Source organism: Ralstonia mannitolilytica (assembly GCF_905397375.1).
Classification (GTDB): domain Bacteria; phylum Pseudomonadota; class Gammaproteobacteria; order Burkholderiales; family Burkholderiaceae; genus Ralstonia; species Ralstonia mannitolilytica.
Map to the genome: position 1 here is coordinate 57,196 of NZ_CAJPVG010000002.1, position 16,736 is coordinate 73,931.

Annotated in this window: 15 protein-coding genes and 1 pseudogene; 12 read left to right on the forward strand and 4 right to left on the reverse strand. The window is 65.8% G+C overall.

Annotation, left to right across the window (positions count from 1 at the left end; translation table 11 throughout):
- Positions 1-6: 6 nt before the first annotated feature.
- Both traD and KHN96_RS05860 read left to right on the forward strand, forming a co-directional pair.
- On the forward strand, positions 7-2,163 hold the full coding sequence (gene traD, locus KHN96_RS05855) for a type IV conjugative transfer system coupling protein TraD (protein WP_115044041.1): 2,157 nt from the start codon (positions 7-9) through the stop codon (positions 2,161-2,163).
- A pseudogene (locus KHN96_RS05860) lies at positions 2,160-2,495 on the forward strand (IncC plasmid conjugative DNA transfer DtrJ family protein); the annotation flags it as partial. The gene traD and the pseudogene KHN96_RS05860, both read left to right, overlap by 4 nt.
- On the opposite strand, the gene KHN96_RS22750 reads toward KHN96_RS05860, so the two are convergent.
- The 4 genes from KHN96_RS22750 to mads1 are packed head-to-tail and all read right to left on the reverse strand — an operon-like array spanning position 2,444 to position 8,127.
- Positions 2,444-3,418, reverse strand: a complete 975-nt coding sequence (locus KHN96_RS22750; RefSeq protein WP_342345732.1) for a helicase HerA domain-containing protein — start codon at positions 3,416-3,418, stop codon at positions 2,444-2,446. The pseudogene KHN96_RS05860 and the gene KHN96_RS22750 overlap by 52 nt on opposite strands.
- Positions 3,415-4,806, reverse strand: coding sequence for an SIR2 family protein (locus KHN96_RS05870; protein ID WP_244855845.1), 1,392 nt, complete (start codon positions 4,804-4,806; stop codon positions 3,415-3,417). The genes KHN96_RS22750 and KHN96_RS05870 overlap by 4 nt, the downstream gene beginning before the upstream one ends.
- Entirely contained in the window at positions 4,803-7,676 is a 2,874-nt protein-coding gene (locus KHN96_RS05875; RefSeq protein ID WP_115044039.1) for an SNF2-related protein, read from the reverse strand. Before KHN96_RS05875 ends, KHN96_RS05870 begins: the two co-directional genes overlap by 4 nt.
- Before the next feature lie 58 nt (positions 7,677-7,734).
- Positions 7,735-8,127 carry a methylation-associated defense system helix-turn-helix domain-containing protein MAD1 gene (gene mads1 / locus KHN96_RS22995; RefSeq protein ID WP_425314431.1) on the reverse strand — a complete coding sequence of 131 codons (393 nt, stop codon included), beginning with the start codon at positions 8,125-8,127 and terminating at the stop codon, positions 7,735-7,737.
- 31 nt (positions 8,128-8,158) lie between these two features.
- Between mads1 and KHN96_RS05885 the strand changes: the two genes are divergently transcribed.
- Genes KHN96_RS05885 through KHN96_RS05930 form a run of 10 tightly spaced genes read left to right on the forward strand, consistent with a single transcriptional unit; the run spans position 8,159 to position 16,663 of the window.
- Positions 8,159-8,524: an integrative conjugative element protein, RAQPRD family gene (locus KHN96_RS05885; RefSeq protein WP_115044037.1), complete on the forward strand. Its 366-nt coding sequence runs from the start codon at positions 8,159-8,161 to the stop codon at positions 8,522-8,524.
- Entirely contained in the window at positions 8,521-8,760 is a 240-nt protein-coding gene (locus KHN96_RS05890) for a TIGR03758 family integrating conjugative element protein (protein ID WP_003294214.1), read from the forward strand. The genes KHN96_RS05885 and KHN96_RS05890 overlap by 4 nt, the downstream gene beginning before the upstream one ends.
- Positions 8,761-8,782: 22 nt before the next feature.
- Entirely contained in the window at positions 8,783-9,157 is a 375-nt protein-coding gene (locus KHN96_RS05895) for a TIGR03745 family integrating conjugative element membrane protein (protein WP_017244833.1), read from the forward strand.
- 12 nt (positions 9,158-9,169) lie between these two features.
- The gene (locus KHN96_RS05900; protein ID WP_029133614.1) at positions 9,170-9,580 is read left to right on the forward strand and encodes a TIGR03750 family conjugal transfer protein; all 411 of its coding nucleotides are present in this window, start codon (positions 9,170-9,172) and stop codon (positions 9,578-9,580) included.
- On the forward strand, positions 9,577-10,269 hold the full coding sequence (locus KHN96_RS05905) for a PFL_4703 family integrating conjugative element protein (RefSeq protein ID WP_010792125.1): 693 nt from the start codon (positions 9,577-9,579) through the stop codon (positions 10,267-10,269). Before KHN96_RS05900 ends, KHN96_RS05905 begins: the two co-directional genes overlap by 4 nt.
- On the forward strand, positions 10,266-11,180 hold the full coding sequence (locus KHN96_RS05910) for a TIGR03749 family integrating conjugative element protein (RefSeq protein ID WP_073672131.1): 915 nt from the start codon (positions 10,266-10,268) through the stop codon (positions 11,178-11,180). The genes KHN96_RS05905 and KHN96_RS05910 overlap by 4 nt, the downstream gene beginning before the upstream one ends.
- Positions 11,170-12,603, forward strand: coding sequence for a TIGR03752 family integrating conjugative element protein (locus KHN96_RS05915; RefSeq protein WP_115044035.1), 1,434 nt, complete (start codon positions 11,170-11,172; stop codon positions 12,601-12,603). Before KHN96_RS05910 ends, KHN96_RS05915 begins: the two co-directional genes overlap by 11 nt.
- On the forward strand, positions 12,584-13,018 hold the full coding sequence (locus KHN96_RS05920) for a TIGR03751 family conjugal transfer lipoprotein (RefSeq protein WP_023083166.1): 435 nt from the start codon (positions 12,584-12,586) through the stop codon (positions 13,016-13,018). Before KHN96_RS05915 ends, KHN96_RS05920 begins: the two co-directional genes overlap by 20 nt.
- Complete coding sequence (locus tag KHN96_RS05925) at positions 13,018-15,906, forward strand: conjugative transfer ATPase (protein WP_115044033.1); 2,889 nt, start codon at positions 13,018-13,020, stop codon at positions 15,904-15,906. Before KHN96_RS05920 ends, KHN96_RS05925 begins: the two co-directional genes overlap by 1 nt.
- 13 nt (positions 15,907-15,919) lie before the next feature.
- Positions 15,920-16,663: a DsbA family protein gene (locus tag KHN96_RS05930; protein WP_115044031.1), complete on the forward strand. Its 744-nt coding sequence runs from the start codon at positions 15,920-15,922 to the stop codon at positions 16,661-16,663.
- The last annotated feature ends 73 nt before the right edge of the window (positions 16,664-16,736 follow it).

Sequence of the window (16,736 nt, forward strand, 5' to 3'; positions counted from 1 at the left end):
GCGCAAATGGCCCAACCGCATGCGGTCGAGGTGCTGCTGCGGCCAGCGGTGGAGCTTTATACCGTGGCGGTCTGCACCGGCGCCGCGATTCTGTGCCTGGTGGCACCGTGGTCGCTCGCGCTGAAGCCGCTGCTCGGCCTGGGCGCGGCGCTGGCCTTCCTGACCTTCGGCGCGATTCGCCTGCGCGATCCCTGGGCGATCCTGCGCTATCGCCGCAACATCCGCCGCCTGCCGCGCTACGTGATGACCAGCCGCGACGTACCGGTGAGTCAGCAACGGCTGTTCGTCGGCCGGGGCTTTCGCTGGGAGCAGCGGCACACGCACCGGCTGATGCAGACCTACCGGCCGGAGTTCCGCCGCTATGTCGAGCCGACGGCGATCTACCGGGCCGCCCGGCGGCTGGAGGAGCGGCTGGAGTTCGCGCCGTTTCCCGTCTCGACGCTGGCGCGCGCGCTGGCCTGGGACAGCCCGCTCAACCCGGCGCGGCCGCTGCCGCCGGTCGGCGGACTGCCACGCCTGCATGGCATCGAGCCGCACGAGGTCGACGTCACCCTGCCGCTGGGCGAGCGCGTCGGCCACACCCTGGTGCTGGGCACCACGCGCGTGGGCAAGACGCGGCTGGCCGAGTTGTTCATCATGCAAGACATCCGCCGCAAGGTCCGCGGCGAGCACGAGGTGGTCATCGTCTTCGACCCCAAGGGCGATGCCGACCTGTTGAAGCGCATGTACGTCGAAGCCAAGCGCGCCGGGCGCGAAGGCGAGTTCTACGTCTTTCATCTGGGCTGGCCGGACATCTCGGCGCGCTACAACGCGGTGGGCCGGTTCGGGCGGATCTCCGAGGTGGCCACGCGCATCGCCGGACAGCTCTCGGGCGAAGGCAACAGCGCCGCGTTCCGCGAATTCGCCTGGCGCTTCGTCAACATCATCGCGCGCGCCCTGGTCGAGCTGGGGCAGCGGCCGGACTACCTGCTGATCCAGCGCCACGTCATCAACATCGACGCGCTGTTCATCGAGTACGCCCAGCACTACTTCGCCAAAAACGAGCCGAAGGCCTGGGAGGTCATCGTCCAGCTCGAAGCCAAGCTGAACGACAAGAACATCCCGCGCAACATGATCGGGCGCGAGAAGCGCGTGGTGGCCCTCGAACAGTACCTGTCGCAGGTGCGCGTCTATGACTCGGTGCTCGACGGCCTGCGCAGCGCCGTGCGCTATGACCGGACGTACTTCGACAAGATCGTCGCTTCGCTGCTGCCGCTGCTGGAGAAGCTCACCACCGGCAAGATCGCCCAACTGCTCGCACCGAACTATTCCGACCTGTCCGACCCGCGGCCGATCTTCGACTGGATGCAGGTCATCCGCAAACGCGCGGTGGTCTACGTGGGGCTGGATGCACTGTCCGACGCCGAAGTCGCGGCGGCGGTGGGCAACTCGATGTTCAGCGATCTGGTCTCGGTCGCCGGCCACATCTACAAGTTCGGCATCGACGACGGGCTGCCCGGCGCCGCGGTGGGCGCCAAGATTCCGATCAACGTCCACGCCGACGAATTCAATGAACTCATGGGCGACGAGTTCATTCCGATGGTCAACAAGGGCGGCGGTGCCGGCGTGCAGGTGACGGCCTACACGCAGACCTTGAGCGACATCGAGGCGCGCATCGGCAACCGCGCCAAGGCCGGCCAGGTGGTCGGGAACTTCAACAACCTGTTCATGCTGCGCGTGCGCGAGACCGCCACCGCCGAGCTGCTGACGCGACAACTGCCCAAGGTCGAGGTGTACGCCACGGCACTGATGAGCGGCGCCACCGACAGCTCCGACCCGCACGGCAACACCGCGTTCACGTCCAACACCCAGGACCGCATCAGCACGACCAGCGTGCCGTTGATCGAGCCCGCGCATGTGGTGGCGCTGCCCAAGGGGCAGTGCTTCGCGCTGATCGAGGGCGGCAACCTCTGGAAAGTCCGCATGCCGCTGCCGGCACCCGATCCCGACGAAGCCATGCCGAAGGATCTGCAGGAGCTGGCCGGCTACATGCGGCAGCACTACGTCGAGGCAGGAGACTGGTGGGAGACCCAAGGCATCCCCGGCCTGCAGGACAAGGCGCTGCCCGACGACCTGCTGGACGACTTCAAGCAGATGGCCGCGGCTGAAGAGGCCGAAGCATGAGCGATCCGGCCGTCGCGGCCCAGCGCCAGCAGCAACGACAGCAGGGGCTGATCGCCGGCCTGGTCACGTTGCCGTTCCGCTTCTTCGGCGTGCTGTGCGGCGCGCTGCTGCTGTGCATCTTGATCGAGTGCGTCGGCATGCACTTCTTCTGGCCCGAGCAGGGCTGGCGCCACGCGCAGGGCATGCTGCACTACGAGCTGGATCAGCTCTCCACGCATTTCACGCGCAGCGCGCTGGTGCAGGAGCCGGGGCGCACCGCGCACCGCCTGGTCGAGCAGGGCTATGACTGGCTGTTCGTGAAGAGCGGTCTGCTGGACTGGATATCCGAGTCGAACTTCTGCAGCGGGTAGCGACGCATTTCATGGCTTGGCGTGACTGTTGCGGTGAACACGCCATCACGGACTGATCTGAGTGCCTGCACCAGCGTCGGCCGCTGGGCCTTTGCGCTCGCCTGGGTGAAGGCACTCCACTCGGCGCTATTCCAGAACCATAGAGGCACCTGCAGTTGCTCGATTCCATCGCCGGGCTCAACGGCATAGACGCGTACCTTGCTCATATCGCGGAAGGTGTTGGCGTACTCACCGTTGGGGTCAAGCACGATGAAGCGTGCATTGGGGTCTTCGCCCCCGCGAGCTTTTCGGGCTTCGTCCATGGACCAGCGGATCAGGCCTGCCACTGAGCATGATTTGCCACTGCCGGTGTTTCCCAGTACCGCCAGATGGCGCCCAAAAAGCCGATCTGGATCGACCATCACCTTGGCGTTGGCGGCCAATGGACTGCTGCCTATCAGCACCTGCCGGTTGTCGCCCGATTCCACGATTGCACGCAACTGGTTTTGCGTGGGCAACAACACCGGAGCACCGACCGTGGGGTAGCTCTCGACACCGCGCCGGAAATGGTAGACCTCCTCACCTTGTTCATTGCTGCCTTCACAGATGAGACAACCCAGCGGATTCAGGCTCATCTTGCGTAGCGGATAAGGCAAGTCCACCAAGCCGAAGTCCTGCAGCCCTTTGCGCTTGGGGTACTGTGACCGCTCGATGGTGATCCATTCGACCTGGGCAACCAGGTGCCCCTCGTCGCTGGGGATCAGCACATAACCGTTGATACGCGGAAACGAGCGCGGCGTACCAGTATTGAGCGCCACCCCGTCGGGAGCCTCAATGTCCAGCAGCACCTTGATTTCGTCGGGAGAGACGAACTCGATGCTGCCGATGCGCAAGGAGTCGGCATAGGCCAGCGGTGACAAACTCATACCAGATCGCTCCCGTCGAAGGCTCCAGCCTCTGCGGCAGGGCGTGGGGCAGGCGGCAGTTCTGTCCCCATTCGCTGCTTGAGCAGTTCGCTCATGCGGAAGGTCGTCTTGTCGATGGCTGGCTTGGGCAGATAGTTCTCGGTCAGCGTGGTCAGGTCGGCCAAGGCAGGGCCAATCAGCAAGCTGATCTGCGATGGTCTGCTCAATTCCTCGTAAGTCTGCATGATGCGATCAAGACGATCGTCGTATGAGATCACCACCAGATGCGTCGAAGGGATGGTGAGCATGTCACGGATCACCCGGTTGATATGCTCGTCACCAAAGCTGTAGCCATAGGTCACCAATGTGCTGTTTGGGCGGCACACAGCGGCCGCTAGATCGCGAAAAAGCTCAACGTAGGGGTAGTCGGCGGTTTCCCTATCCTTTGCAGCGTTGGGGTAGATCATCAGTTGGTGGGCTGTGACCGCGCCCATGCCCGGCACCTTAAGATAGGGATCGACGTTCTCTGCTCCAAACGGCAGGCCGATACGGCGGACGTCCTTGCCCACTTGCACCCAGTCCACCGAACCGTGCAACTTGGTGTAGCGAGCCACGCCTTCCAGATAGCGCGGCTCGCCGCGAATACCGGGCGGGTTGTAGTGCATATCCAGATCCAAGCGCGAAGAGCGAAAGATCGGCATGAGGTTGCCGAGAAACCGGTCCAGTAGGTGCAGGCCAGCCAACTCCGCCCCAGCCTCGATCAGCCGGTCATAGTTGGTAGTGAAAATATTCAGACGATCGCGTACCCCGGTGCGGCTGGCAAAGCTCATCAGGAAGGTGACCAGGGTATTGAACGCCTGCTTGCGCTTTCTTTCCTCGGCCGTGGCAATTCTCGCTTCGCTGCTCAAAATAGACTGCGCAAACGCCTGCATGCCGCTCTGCAGTTCGTTACGCAGAGCGTCGGCCTTGCTGTCTTGCTGCAGAATCTCAAGGCCGCGCAGCAGTTCGTTGGCAACGCGCAGTTGATCTTCCAGGTTACCCTTCTTACGCCCGGCCGCTTCCGCTGCTTTCTCTGCTGCTTGATCGATTTCGGCCTGGTGATTGCTCAGCGTCAGTTTGTCCATTCCGGCAGCAGCACCTTCCCCCACGGCGAGGTGATGCACGGCATGGGTGAGTCCGGCACCTGCGAGTAGCGAAAGATGCTCGGACTGAAAGAGTGCGGTGAGCCAAGGCTCGATCTGGCGGCGCAGTGCTTCGGGACCAAAGTTTTCACCAGCCCATGGGGCGTCGGAACCGTCGCAAATCTTGAAACTGCCTCCTTCGGCCCCTTTTTCAAAAAACACTGGTCGATGGTCATCACGGACCTTCAAGATATTGGGGGGCATTTTCTCGGCCTTATCGGACATCATTTCAGCTCCCATTCGACAGTGAACAGCCTTCGCTCCTCGACCTGCTGCTGGAGCTGCGCTTCAAGCTGACTGATCAATTCATTGCGCTGCGCCTCGACTTCGTCCTGCCGGGCAAACAGCTCGCGGCGCAGCTTGCTGCGCTTGCCTTCCAGTTCGCGCTGCTTCTTCTGCCATGACAGCTTTTCTTCCAGCGTCGGTGAGGTCGCGGCGGTGCGGCGCACTTCCTTGATCTCGCGGTCGATCTCCTTGATCTCCTGCTCCAAGCCGAGCTTCAGGTCGTCCGCCCAGGCGTCCAGCTTCTGGACTTCCTGTTCGAAGTAGCCGAGATTGCGCTGGTTGATTTCCCGCAGGATTGACGTTCGCCTGCTTTCAATATCGGCGGTCAACGCAGGAGACTTTGCGCTGTTGATCAGTTCTGCGGGCTGCTCGGTGGCCGGCAGGCGCAGCAGTTTTTCCGGGTCGTCCTCTGCCAGGGCGATCCCATCGGTGGTAACGGCCGAGACCAGAAGGTGCTGTTCCTGATTGCCCAAGGCTTCGACTGAAATCAGCTTGCAGGTGAGCCACCCGGTCTTGCCACGATAGGGCTCCAAGGTGCTGATCTTGGTCCCATATCCGTCGTAGTCGAACACCAGCCGGGCACTCCCCAGCTGACGGGACTTGGCCCGTTCCACAGCCCATAGGGCCAGCGGGTGATTGATACGGTACAGGTGCGCCTCGCCGGAGCGGCGCGGCAGTTCGTAGCGGCCCAGGCTGACGTCAGGCTCTGACAGACCTTGAGGCAAACGATGCAGGCTGAAGCCGTCATTGTCGAAACTGGCGCAATCACCCAGTTCCGCACGGCTCAGCTCGATCAGCATGCGCTCGAAGCGGCTGCGGGTGCTTCGGCTGTCATCAGCCCGTATGCGCAGCTTCTCTTGCACTTCCTCGTCGAAGTTCTCCAGCAGTACCTGGCGTGTCTCGACCATCGCCGCGTTGATCTCGGCGGAAAGATCGAGCCGGAGTTGCTCGAAGCTGGCTTTGATTTCGTCCGGGTCACGGCAGTTCTGGTAGATCTCGGCGATGCGGCGCTCGAAATCGACACCGGAGCCGATGGCACCCAGCACTTCGTCGCTCGCCCCGAACACGCCCTCGAAGAGCTGGAACTTCTGCGACAGCAGTTCGTAGACGCGCTTGTCCGCCTCGTTGCTCAGATCGACGAAGTTCACGACAACCACGTCGTGCTTCTGGCCGTAACGGTGGCAGCGCCCGATGCGCTGCTCGATGCGCTGCGGGTTCCAGGGCAGGTCGTAATTGATGACGAGCGAGCAAAATTGGAGGTTGATGCCTTCGGCTCCGGCCTCGGTGGCAATCATGACCTTGCCCCGCTCCTTGAAGTGTTCAACCAGTGCCGCACGGGTGTCGGCGGTCTTGGAGCCGGTGATGCGGTCGGTGCCTTCGTGGCGTTTGAGCCACTCTTTGTAGATCGCCTGCGCACGCTGGTCGCTATTTGTGCCGTTGAAGAGCACGATGCCGTCGCCGTATGGCGTGTCAGCCAGCAAGTTGAGCAGGTATTCCTGCGTGCGCTTGGACTCGGTGAAGATGATGGCCTTTCGCGCCGCGCCCAATCGATCCAGTTCGGCGAAGGCGCGATCGAGCGCGGTGAGCAGCGCCTTGCCCTTGGCGTTGTCGCGGATGTTGGTTGCCAGCGTTCTGAAGTGGCGCAGCTCCTCGATCTCCTGCGCGATAGCATCACGCTCGGCGCGGCTCGCTGCCTTTGTTCCCTGCTCCTGGTCTTCCCATTCTTCGGCGGTCTCGTCCAGCGACTCGTAGTCCTCGTCGAGTTCCTCGGTCAGATCGGGAACTTCAGTGGTTTCGTCGAGCACTCCCTGGAGGCGCTTGGCCATCGTCTCCAACGCACCCGCGATCGCGTGCGAGCTGGACGCGAGCAACTTCCACAGCACTAATGAAATCAGTTGGCGCTGCCCCTCGGGCATGGCTTTCAGGTTGGGACGACGCAAGTAATCGGCAACAAGTCTGGACAGTTCCTGTTCTTCGCTCGACGGCGTGAACTCCTGGATGATGGCCTTGCGCGCCGTATATGAAACATAGGGCTGCACCTGTTTGCGCAAGGTGCGCTTGCAGATGGGCGCCAGCCGGTCACGCAGGCCGTTGAATGCCTGCTCCCGGCCAGTGAATTGCGAGCGAAAACTGTCAAGGTCTCCGAACACGCGGTCGTCGATGAAGCTGACCAGTCCGTAGAGTTCAAGCAACGAATTCTGCAAGGGCGTCGCGGTCAGGAGCACCTTGGAGTGCACCCTCGACAGCGCATCCTTGAGGGTCTTGGCAATGACGTTGCTGGTCTTGTAGACGTTGCGCAGGCGATGCGCTTCGTCGAGGACGACCAGATCCCAGTCGATGCCCTTGACATCATCAGCCTTGGCCTTGGCGAACTGGTAGGAACAGATGACCGGACCGGAAGCGAACAGGAATGGGTTTTGTCGATCCTGCTTGCGGATTGCGTTGTAGCTTTTGGCTTCGAGAATCAATCCTTGCAGGCCGAACTTGTCTTGCAGTTCCTGGTGCCACTGCTTGCGCAGGTTGGCCGGGACGATGATGAGAATCTTGCGCCGCCGTTCCGCCCAGCGTTGCGAGATCACCAAGCCCGCTTCAATGGTCTTGCCGAGACCCACTTCGTCAGCGAGGAGCACACCGCGCGAAAGGGGATTGCGGCATGCGAAGAGGGCCGCATCGACCTGATGCGGATTGAGATCAACCTGCGAGTCGACCAGCGTTGATGCCAGCGACTCCACGGAGTCGCCTGCTGCACGCCTGGTCAGCAGCCAAGCAAAGTACTGGCTCTGGTGCGGCGTCAGAAGCTGCTGTGTCGTCAACGGCGATCCTCCCCTTGTTCTTCACCGAGCGTGATTCGGCGGCTGGCATGGTCCGCGCTCACTCGGCCTCCGGCTTCTTCTTGTTGATGCTTTCGGCAATCCACCGATCCAGCTCCGAACGGCGAAAGCGCCAGGTTCCTCCGAGCTTGAACGCCGGAATCTCTCCCTTCTGAGCCAAGCGATAGACCGTCCGTTTTCCCGCCTTGAGGTACGCGGCGACTTCGTCAAGCGTCAGGATCTCGCTCTCGACTTCACTCATCTGAAAACCATCTGGTTTGGTCTTTCGTGACTTTGGATTGCCAAGTTTGCTCAATTCTACCAAAGGGTGGTAGGCACTAGCCAACAAGAAATCCACCAGGCATTCGGCGAATGCCGGCCAGCGCGACCAACAAATCCGGTCATGCCGTAGTTCCCATTCCCTGCGGCGCAAAGCGAGAGCGCGCCACAGCATCTGGCCATCCGCTTCAACGGGGAATGGCACGATGGGACAGACCAACCGCCGCACATCCGCATGGCCTGCGCTTGCCGTGGTGTTGGCTGTGTCGTTCTCGGCGCTGCAGCCTGCCTTCGCCGCCGACAGCCTCGCCTCGGAGCGTGAGCAGATCGCCGCGCTCGCCCGCCAGCTCGACCTGATCGATCGCCTCGCCGAGCACGCCACCAGCGCCGCTCCGCAGGAACGCGCCCGCTACCACTTCGACTACGCCCGACTGCGCGCAGACCTGAATCGCGTCCGCGCCGGCCTGCAGGACTACCTCGTGCCCCAGCGCGCCCAGCCGCGCGATCCCGTCCCGCTGGCCGGCGACTACGTCCGCCGCGACCGCGCCGACGACGAGGAGCCGTCGCCATGACGCCCTCTGCCGATCAGGTCGCCGCCTTCCAGGCCAACGGCGGCTTTGCGCCTTCGGCCGTCGCTGCCGTGGTGCTGGGCTTCGTGTTCGCCGTGTTGCTGCTGTGGGGCGTGTGGGCCATGCGCACCGCCTACGTCGGCTGGGCCGAGCACCGCATCACTGAACGTCAGTTCCTCGCCGTCGTCGTGCGCTTCGTGGCGATGTACCTCGTACTGACCTTCTTCCTCCTCTCCTGACCGTCACGAAAGGCCATACGCCATGAACACGCCACTGACATCCCATCGCATTCCGTCCCGCATCGCCGCTCCGCTGCTGCCGCTGACGCTCGCGCTCGCGGGCCTGCCGCTGTCGGCCTTCGCGCAGGGCCTGCCGACCATGGAAGACCCATCACGCGGCCAGGGCAGCGGCATCCTGCAGACCTTGCAGAACTACGGCTACGACATCGTGCTGCTGATCGCGCTGCTCGTGGTCGCCTCGATGTTCGTCGGTGTCTGCTATCACGCCTACACCCGCTACTCGGAGATCCACACCGGCCGCGCCACCTGGGGCCAGTTCGGCCTGACGGTCGCCGTGGGCGCGATCCTGCTGGTGGTCGGCATCTGGCTGCTCACCAAGGCCACCGGCGTGCTGTAAGGGCGGCAAGCGATGACTGTCTCTTCGGAGAGCCCGCACGACACGCTGGTGACCTTCCTGCCGCACCGACTGAATCGCCAGCCGGTGGTCGTGCGCGGGCTGACCGCCGACGAGTTGTGGATCTGCGCCGGCCTGTCGGCCGCAGCCGGGTTCGCGCTCGGCCTGCCCTTGGCCTGGCTCACGCACAGCATCGCCATGGTGCCCACGCTGATCGTCGCCGGCATCGCGTTGGGCGTCTTTGTCGGCGGAGGCTTCCTGCGCGCGCAGAAGCGCGGCCGGCCCGACACCTGGCTGTACCGGCAGCTCCAATGGCGGTTGGCCCTGCGGCATCCGGCGCTGGCGGCGCTCCTGGGCGGGCAGCGCCTCATCACCCGCTCGGGCTACTGGACTACCCGGCGCAACACCGATCGAGGGGCGCCATGAGCCGTTTCAAGAACGAGGTTGCGCACCTGCAGGCGCACGTGAAGACGTTGCGTCTGGGGGCCGGCGCGCTGTTCGTGGTGGCGCTGCTGCTCGGCTTCGGTTGGTGGAGTGCGCCGAAGAGTCTCACCATCCATGTGCCGCCGGATCTGCGCTCGGGCAGCACGCGCAAGTGGTGGGACGTGCCGCCCGAGAGCGTGTATGCCTTCTCGTTCTACATCTGGCAGCAGGTACAGCGCTGGCCCACGAACGGCGAAGAAGACTATCCGCGCAACCTGCGCGCGCTGTCGGCCTACCTGACGCCGAGCTGCCGGGCCTTCCTGCAACAGGACTACGAGTACCGGCGCGCCAGTGGCGAGCTGCGTCAGCGCGTGCGTGGCATCTACGAGATTCCCGGCCGCGGCTACGGCGATGATCCGGCCACGCGCGTCAAGGTGGTCTCCGACCGCGATTGGATCGTCACGCTCGACGTGAGCGCGGACGAATACTACGGCTCCGAGCAGGTCAAGCGCGCCCTGGTGCGCTACCCCATCAAGGTCGTCCGGCTGGACATCGACCCGGAGCACAACCCCTTCGGCCTGGCGCTGGACTGCTACGCCGGCGCACCCCAGCGCATCGAACCGCCGCCGACGCCGACCCAGGCCGGCGCGCCCGCCAACGCCTCCGGCCATCTGCAGGGAGACTCCCCATGAAGCCCATTGCCTTGTCGGCCCTGGCCGGCGTCCTGCTGATCCTCGGTGTCGTGCCGGCCAGCCAGGCCGTGGAAATCCTGCGCTGGGAGCGCCTGCCCCTGCCGGTGCCGCTGGTGGTCGGCCAGGAGCGCGTGGTCTTCATCGACCGCAATGTGCGCGTCGGCGTGCCGGCCAGCGTCGGCGATCACCTGCGCGTGCAGAGTGCCGGCGGCGCGATCTACCTGCGGGCGAGCGAGCCGATTCCGCCCACGCGGCTGCAACTGCAGGACGTGGAATCCGGCGCGCTGATCCTGCTCGACATCGCCGCCGAGCCGGCGAAGGACGGTCAGGCGCCGCTGGAGCCGGTGCGCATCGTGGAAGCGGAAGCCCCCGCGAAGCGCTACGGCGGCGGTGCGGCAAGCGGCGCGGACGAGCAGGCCGACGCGCCCGCAGACAAATCCGTTCCCCGGCGCGAGACGCCGGTACCGGTCGTGCTGACGCGCCATGCCGCACAGAACCTGTACGCGCCGCTGCGCACCGTCGAGCCGGTCGCCGGCATCGGGCGCGTGAACCTGCGCCGTGGCCTCGCACTGGACACCTTGCTGCCGACGCTGCCGGTGCACGCGCGGGCATTGGCCGCGTGGCGCCTGGAAGACCAGTGGGTGACGGCCGTGCGCCTCACCAACACCTCGGCGCGTTGGCTCGACCTCGACCCGCGCGCCCTGCAGGGGAACTTCGTGGCGGCGACCTTCCAGCATCCGAACCTGGGGCCGGCCGGCACCCCGTCCGACACCACGGTGCTCTACCTGGTCACGCGCGGCCACGGCCTGGCCGAGTCGCTGCTGCCGGCGCTGAGCCCGATCGATGCCACCGCGAACCTGCCGCCGGCCGCCGCGGCCGGCTCGACCGGAGGAGCGCGCGATGAAAAGTAATCCGCTGCTCAAGTGGCTGCTGATCCCGATGGCGCTGCTGCTGGTGTTCGTCGGCGTCAAACTGTTCTCCGGCGCCCCCGGCGGCCAGCCCGCCCCCAAGGGCGCGGCCAGTACGCTCACGCCCGAGGAGATGAAAGCCCTGGGCATCGCAGGCGACACGCCGCGCGATACCGTCGCCACGCTGGTGGCCCAGGTGAAGCAGTTGCGCACCGAGCTGCAGAGCGCGCTCGGCGACAACAAGCAGCACAAGGCCGAGAACGAGCGCCTGCGTGCCCGGGAAAGCGCGATCGACCAACGCATCCAGAGCGCGCTGGAAGGCGAACGCAGCCGCCTGGAGCAGGAGCGCAATCAGGTGGCCAGCGACAGGCAGCAGACCCAGGGGCTGCTGCAGGATCTGCAGCGGCAACTGGACGGCCTTTCCGGCAAGGGTGGCCGGTCCGATCTGCCCGTCGGGCTGGGGCTGGAAGAGGGTGACGGCCAGCGCTTCAACCGCGGCGTCGGTGGCACGCAGTGGGTCGAGCCCGACGATGCCAAGGTCGACGCCAAGAACGCCAGCAAGGAGCCGAGCTTTCCCCTGAGCTTCGGGCCGGCCCAGAAAAGCCTGTCGGCCGCAGTGGAATCCGTCGCCGACGTCGGCAGCCGCGCGGTGGGCGCATCCACGAAGGCGGTCTACACCGTGCCGTCGAACTCGACGCTCATGGGGTCGATTGCCATGACGGCGCTGATCGGGCGCGTGCCGATCGACGGAACCGTCAACGACCCGTACCCGTTCAAGGTGTTGATCGGCCTGGACAACCTCACGGCCAACGGCATCGACATCCCCGACGTGGCCGGCGCCGTGGTCAGCGGCACGGCCTCGGGCGACTGGACGCTCTCGTGCGTGCGCGGGCAAATCCGCTCGGTCACGTTCGTGTTCCAGGACGGCACCATCCGCACGGTGCCGGAGGACCGCAGCAAGGACGGCAGCAACAGCGGCAACTCGGGGCACAACGGCGCCAGCATCCAGGGCGGCCTGGGCTGGATCAGCGACCCCTACGGCATTCCGTGCGTCAGCGGCGAGCGACGCAGCAACGCCCAGCAGTACCTGGGCAGCCAGGCGCTCATCACCGCAGCCGGCGCCGGCGCGGCCTCGCTCATCAAGTCCGACAACGGCAGCGTGGCCGTGGTCGCCAACAGCAACGGCTCGCTGGGCACCGTCGGCATCAGCGGCAACGAAGCGATGGGCCGCATCCTCGCGGGCGGCGTGCGCGACATGGCCGATTGGGTCAACAAGCTCTACGGCCAGGCCTTCGCGGCGGTCTACGTGCAGCCCGGCGCCAGGGTGGCCGTGCATCTGGAGCAGCCGCTCGACATCGACTACGACGCCAAGGGGCGTCGGGTCCACCACCGCACCGGAGAAGCCCATGCCTCGGATCTGGATTGACGCGGCCGCCGTGCTGCTGGCGGCCACCCTGCTCGGCGGCTGCGCCACCAGCAAGGAGAAGCTGCTGCCACACGGCGACAGCACCATGCTCGACATCTGGCATCAGGAGACCGGCGGCAGCGCGGGCGGCGGCCAGGCCGCGCGGCAACTGCTCGATGCGCGCCAGGGCCTGCGCCGGCCGCTGGCCGATGCCGATGTGCAGGCGGCGCCCGGCGTGCAGGCGCGCTACACCCGTACCGCGCAGAACGAGATCTACCGCCAGTTCCACCGCCTGCCGAATCCCGACCTGGTGATGTACGTGTTCCCGCACCTGGCGGGCACCGACCCGGTGCCGGTGCCCGGCTACAGCACGGTGTTCCCGCTCTACCAGCGCGTGCAGTACGCGATGCCGGGTGAACGCGTGGAGGACTACTGATGGCCTGGTCGCTGCCGTGGTCACGCAAGCCCGACGCATCGCCTGCTGACGCCGTGGATGCGACCGATGATGCCTGGGCACGGCACGTGGCGGCCTTGGTGGCACAGGGTGTCGCCGAGCCGGGCAGCGCGCTCGGCCGGGGCCGGCGCAGGCCGGCCACCCAGGCCGACCACGATGCGCTCTATGGCGTCGCGCCGTCGTTCGCGGACTTGCTGCCCTGGGTCGAGTACCTGCCCGGCAGCAAGTGCATGTTGCTGGAAGATGGCCAGTCGGTGGCGGCCTTCTTCGAGCTGGCGCCGGTCGGCACCGAGGGCCGCGAGATGGCCTGGCTGTGGCAGGCGCGCGATGCGCTGGAGAACGCCCTGCAGGACTCCTTCGACGAGTTGGACGACAACCCCTGGGTGGTGCAGCTCTACGCCCAGGACGAGGCCAACTGGGACAACTATCTGCGCTCCCTGGCGAACTATCTGCAGCCGCGTGCGCAAGGCAGCGCATTCAGCGACTTCTACCTGCGTTTCTTCGCCCATCACCTGCGGGCCATCGCCAAGCCGGGTGGCCTGTTCGAGGATACTGCCGTGACGCGCCTGCCTTGGCGCGGCCAGGTCCGGCGCGTGCGCATGGTCGTCTACCGCCGCACGCCCGCGACCCCGACCCTGCGGCGCGGCCAGTCGCCCGAGCAGGCGCTGACCACGATCTGTGACCGCCTCGCCGGCGGGCTGGGAAATGCGGGCGTGAAAGCGCGGCGTCTCGGCGCGGCGGACATCCACGCCTGGCTGCTGCGCTGGTTCAACCCGAATCCGACTTTGCTCGGCGCCACGGCCGAAGATCGGGAACGCTTCTACGCGCTGACCCGCTACCCGGAAGAGCGGGAGGAGGGCGAGATCGAGCTCGCCAGCGGCACCGACTTCGCGCAGCGCCTGTTCTTCGGCCAGCCACGTTCGGACGTGCCCAACGGGCTGTGGTTCTTCGACGGCATGCCGCATCGGGTGATCGTGATGGATCGCCTGCGCACGCCACCCGTGACGGGTCATCTGACGGGCGAGACGCGCAAAGGCGGCGATGCCATGAACGCGCTGTTCGATCAGATGCCCGAAGACACGGTGATGTGCCTGACGCTGGTCGCCACGCCCCAGGACGTGCTGGAGGCGCACCTCAACCACCTCGCCAGGAAGGCCGTCGGCGAGACCCTGGCCTCGGAGCAGACCCGGCAGGACGTGCAGCAGGCGCGCGGCCTGATCGGCAGCGCGCACAAGCTCTACCGCGGCGCGCTGGCGTTCTACCTGCGCGGCCGCGACCTGGCCCAGCTCGATGCGCGCGGCCTGCAGCTCGTCAACGTGATGCTCAACGCCGGCCTGCAGCCGGTACGCGAAGAGGACGAGGTGGCGCCGCTGAACAGCTATCTGCGCTGGCTGCCGTGCGTGTTCGATCCGGCTGCCGACAAGCGCCAGTGGTACACCCAGCTCATGTTCGCGCAACATGCGGCGAACCTGGCGCCGGTCTGGGGCCGCAGTCAGGGCACGGGGCATCCGGGCATCACGTTCTTCAACCGCGGCGGCGGCCCGATCACCTTCGATCCGTTGAACCGCCTCGACCGGCAGATGAACGCGCATCTGTTCCTGTTCGGCCCTACGGGGTCGGGCAAGAGCGCGACGCTCAACAATATCCTGAATCAGGTGACGGCGATCTATCGGCCGCGCCTGTTCATCGTCGAGGCGGGCAACAGCTTCGGCCTGTTCGGCGACTTCGCGGCACGTTTGGGCCTCACCGTGCATCGCGTGAAGCTCGCGCCCGGCGCGGGCGTCAGTCTGGCGCCGTTCGCCGACGCCTGGCGCCTGGTCGATACGCCGAGCCAGGTACAGACGCTGGACGCCGATGCGCTCGACGAAGACCAGACCGATGCCGGCATGGCCGTGGAAGGCGACGAGCAGCGCGACGTCCTCGGGGAGCTGGAGATCACTGCACGACTGATGATCACCGGCGGCGAGGACAAAGAAGAAGCGCGCATGACGCGCGCCGACCGCAGCCTGATCCGCCAGTGCATTCTCGATGCGGCCCAGCATTGCGTGGCGGACGAACGCACGGTGCTCACGCGCGATGTGCGCGACGCGCTGCGCGAGCGCGCCCGCGACGCCACGCTGCCGGAGATGCGGCGCGCACGGCTGCTGGAGATGGCCGACGCCATGGATATGTTCTGCCAGGGCGTGGACGGCGAGATGTTCGACCGGTCCGGCACGCCGTGGCCCGAGGCGGACATCACCATCGTGGACCTGGCCACCTTCGCGCGCGAGGGCTACAACGCCCAACTCTCGATTGCCTACATCTCGCTCATCAACACCGTCAACAACATCGCCGAGCGCGACCAGTTCCTGGGCCGCCCGATCATCAACGTGACGGACGAAGGCCACATCATCACGAAGAACCCACTGCTCGCGCCCTACGTGGTCAAGATCACCAAGATGTGGCGCAAGCTCGGCGCCTGGTTCTGGCTCGCCACGCAGAACCTGGACGACCTGCCGAAAGCGGCCGAGCCCATGCTCAACATGATCGAGTGGTGGATCTGCCTGTCGATGCCGCCCGATGAAGTCGAGAAGATCGCGCGCTTCCGCGAACTCAACGCTTCGCAGAAGGCGCTGATGCTCTCGGCACGCAAGGAGGCCGGCAAGTTCAGCGAGGGCGTCATCCTGTCCAAGTCGATGGAAGTGCTGTTCCGCGCCGTGCCGCCCAGCCTCTACCTGGCGATGGCGATGACCGAGCCCGAGGAGAAGGCCGAACGCTTCCAGTTGATGCAGCAGCACGGCATCAGCGAGCTGGATGCCGCCTTCCGCGTGGCCGAGAAGATCGACCGTGCGCGGGGCATCGAACCGCTGGCGCTGGATACGTTGGCCTGACGGGAGCAACACGATGCGCATGCCTTCATTCGCCCGCCGTCATCCCCGGATCGGTCTGCTGATCGTGGTGACGATTGCGGTGGCCTCGTGGATGCTGCTGCGCGCGCCGCATCCGGCGACCGAGCCCATGTCCCTGGCCGCCGCCGGGTCCGAAGCGCCGAAACCGGCCGGCCCGCCCTGGCTGTATGGCCGTGCCGATGCGCGCTTCACGGTGGTCGGGTACGCCGACCTGGAGTGTCCGTACTGCCGGGCCTACTTCCCCGCGCTCAAGCGCTGGATCGACGCCCATCCCGAGGTGAACTGGCAGTGGCACCACCTGCCGCTGTCCATGCACGAGCCGGCCGCGACTGCCGGGGCACGCCTGGTCGAGTGCGCGGGCGAGACGGGCGGACATGCCACGTTCTGGCAGGCCGTGGCGTGGCTCTACTCGAACACCCGCGGCGACGGCCACGGCCTGCCGGAGGGCCTGCGCTATCCCGACCTCACGCCAGCCATGCAGGGTTGTCTCGACAGCGATCGCCCCGATGCCGTCATCCGCGCCCAGGCGGTGGAAGCCGCAGAGCAGGGCATCGCGGCCACGCCGGCCCTGCAACTGCGCGACCGCGAGTCCGGCAAGACCCTCCTGCTGCACGGCCCCGTCGAAGGCGATGCCTTGCTGTCGGCCATCGACCTGCTCGCTGCCGGCAGCACGACCGCAGCCGAACCTGCCCATTCCCCAGACATGCCCGCCGGCGTCGCCGGTGACATGCCCAGGTAGCCATCGATCTTCAAGGCTGCGGCGCGGCTCGTCCGCGTTGATCGAAACCCGTTCGCATCGCATCCCTTGACGC

What these genes read in the sequence shown, in the direction of transcription:
- traD (WP_115044041.1), top strand. Translation starts at nt 7, where the DNA reads ATGGCCCAACCGCATGCGGTCGAGGTGCTGCTGCGGCCAGCGGTGGAG.
- KHN96_RS22750 (WP_342345732.1), bottom strand. Translation starts at nt 3,418, where the DNA reads ATGAGTTTGTCACCGCTGGCCTATGCCGACTCCTTGCGCATCGGCAGC.
- KHN96_RS05870 (WP_244855845.1), bottom strand. Translation starts at nt 4,806, where the DNA reads ATGATGTCCGATAAGGCCGAGAAAATGCCCCCCAATATCTTGAAGGTC.
- mads1 (WP_425314431.1), bottom strand. Translation starts at nt 8,127, where the DNA reads ATGCTGTGGCGCGCTCTCGCTTTGCGCCGCAGGGAATGGGAACTACGG.
- KHN96_RS05885 (WP_115044037.1), top strand. Translation starts at nt 8,159, where the DNA reads ATGGGACAGACCAACCGCCGCACATCCGCATGGCCTGCGCTTGCCGTG.
- KHN96_RS05890 (WP_003294214.1), top strand. Translation starts at nt 8,521, where the DNA reads ATGACGCCCTCTGCCGATCAGGTCGCCGCCTTCCAGGCCAACGGCGGC.
- KHN96_RS05895 (WP_017244833.1), top strand. Translation starts at nt 8,783, where the DNA reads ATGAACACGCCACTGACATCCCATCGCATTCCGTCCCGCATCGCCGCT.
- KHN96_RS05900 (WP_029133614.1), top strand. Translation starts at nt 9,170, where the DNA reads ATGACTGTCTCTTCGGAGAGCCCGCACGACACGCTGGTGACCTTCCTG.
- KHN96_RS05905 (WP_010792125.1), top strand. Translation starts at nt 9,577, where the DNA reads ATGAGCCGTTTCAAGAACGAGGTTGCGCACCTGCAGGCGCACGTGAAG.
- KHN96_RS05910 (WP_073672131.1), top strand. Translation starts at nt 10,266, where the DNA reads ATGAAGCCCATTGCCTTGTCGGCCCTGGCCGGCGTCCTGCTGATCCTC.
- KHN96_RS05915 (WP_115044035.1), top strand. Translation starts at nt 11,170, where the DNA reads ATGAAAAGTAATCCGCTGCTCAAGTGGCTGCTGATCCCGATGGCGCTG.
- KHN96_RS05920 (WP_023083166.1), top strand. Translation starts at nt 12,584, where the DNA reads ATGCCTCGGATCTGGATTGACGCGGCCGCCGTGCTGCTGGCGGCCACC.
- KHN96_RS05925 (WP_115044033.1), top strand. Translation starts at nt 13,018, where the DNA reads ATGGCCTGGTCGCTGCCGTGGTCACGCAAGCCCGACGCATCGCCTGCT.
- KHN96_RS05930 (WP_115044031.1), top strand. Translation starts at nt 15,920, where the DNA reads ATGCGCATGCCTTCATTCGCCCGCCGTCATCCCCGGATCGGTCTGCTG.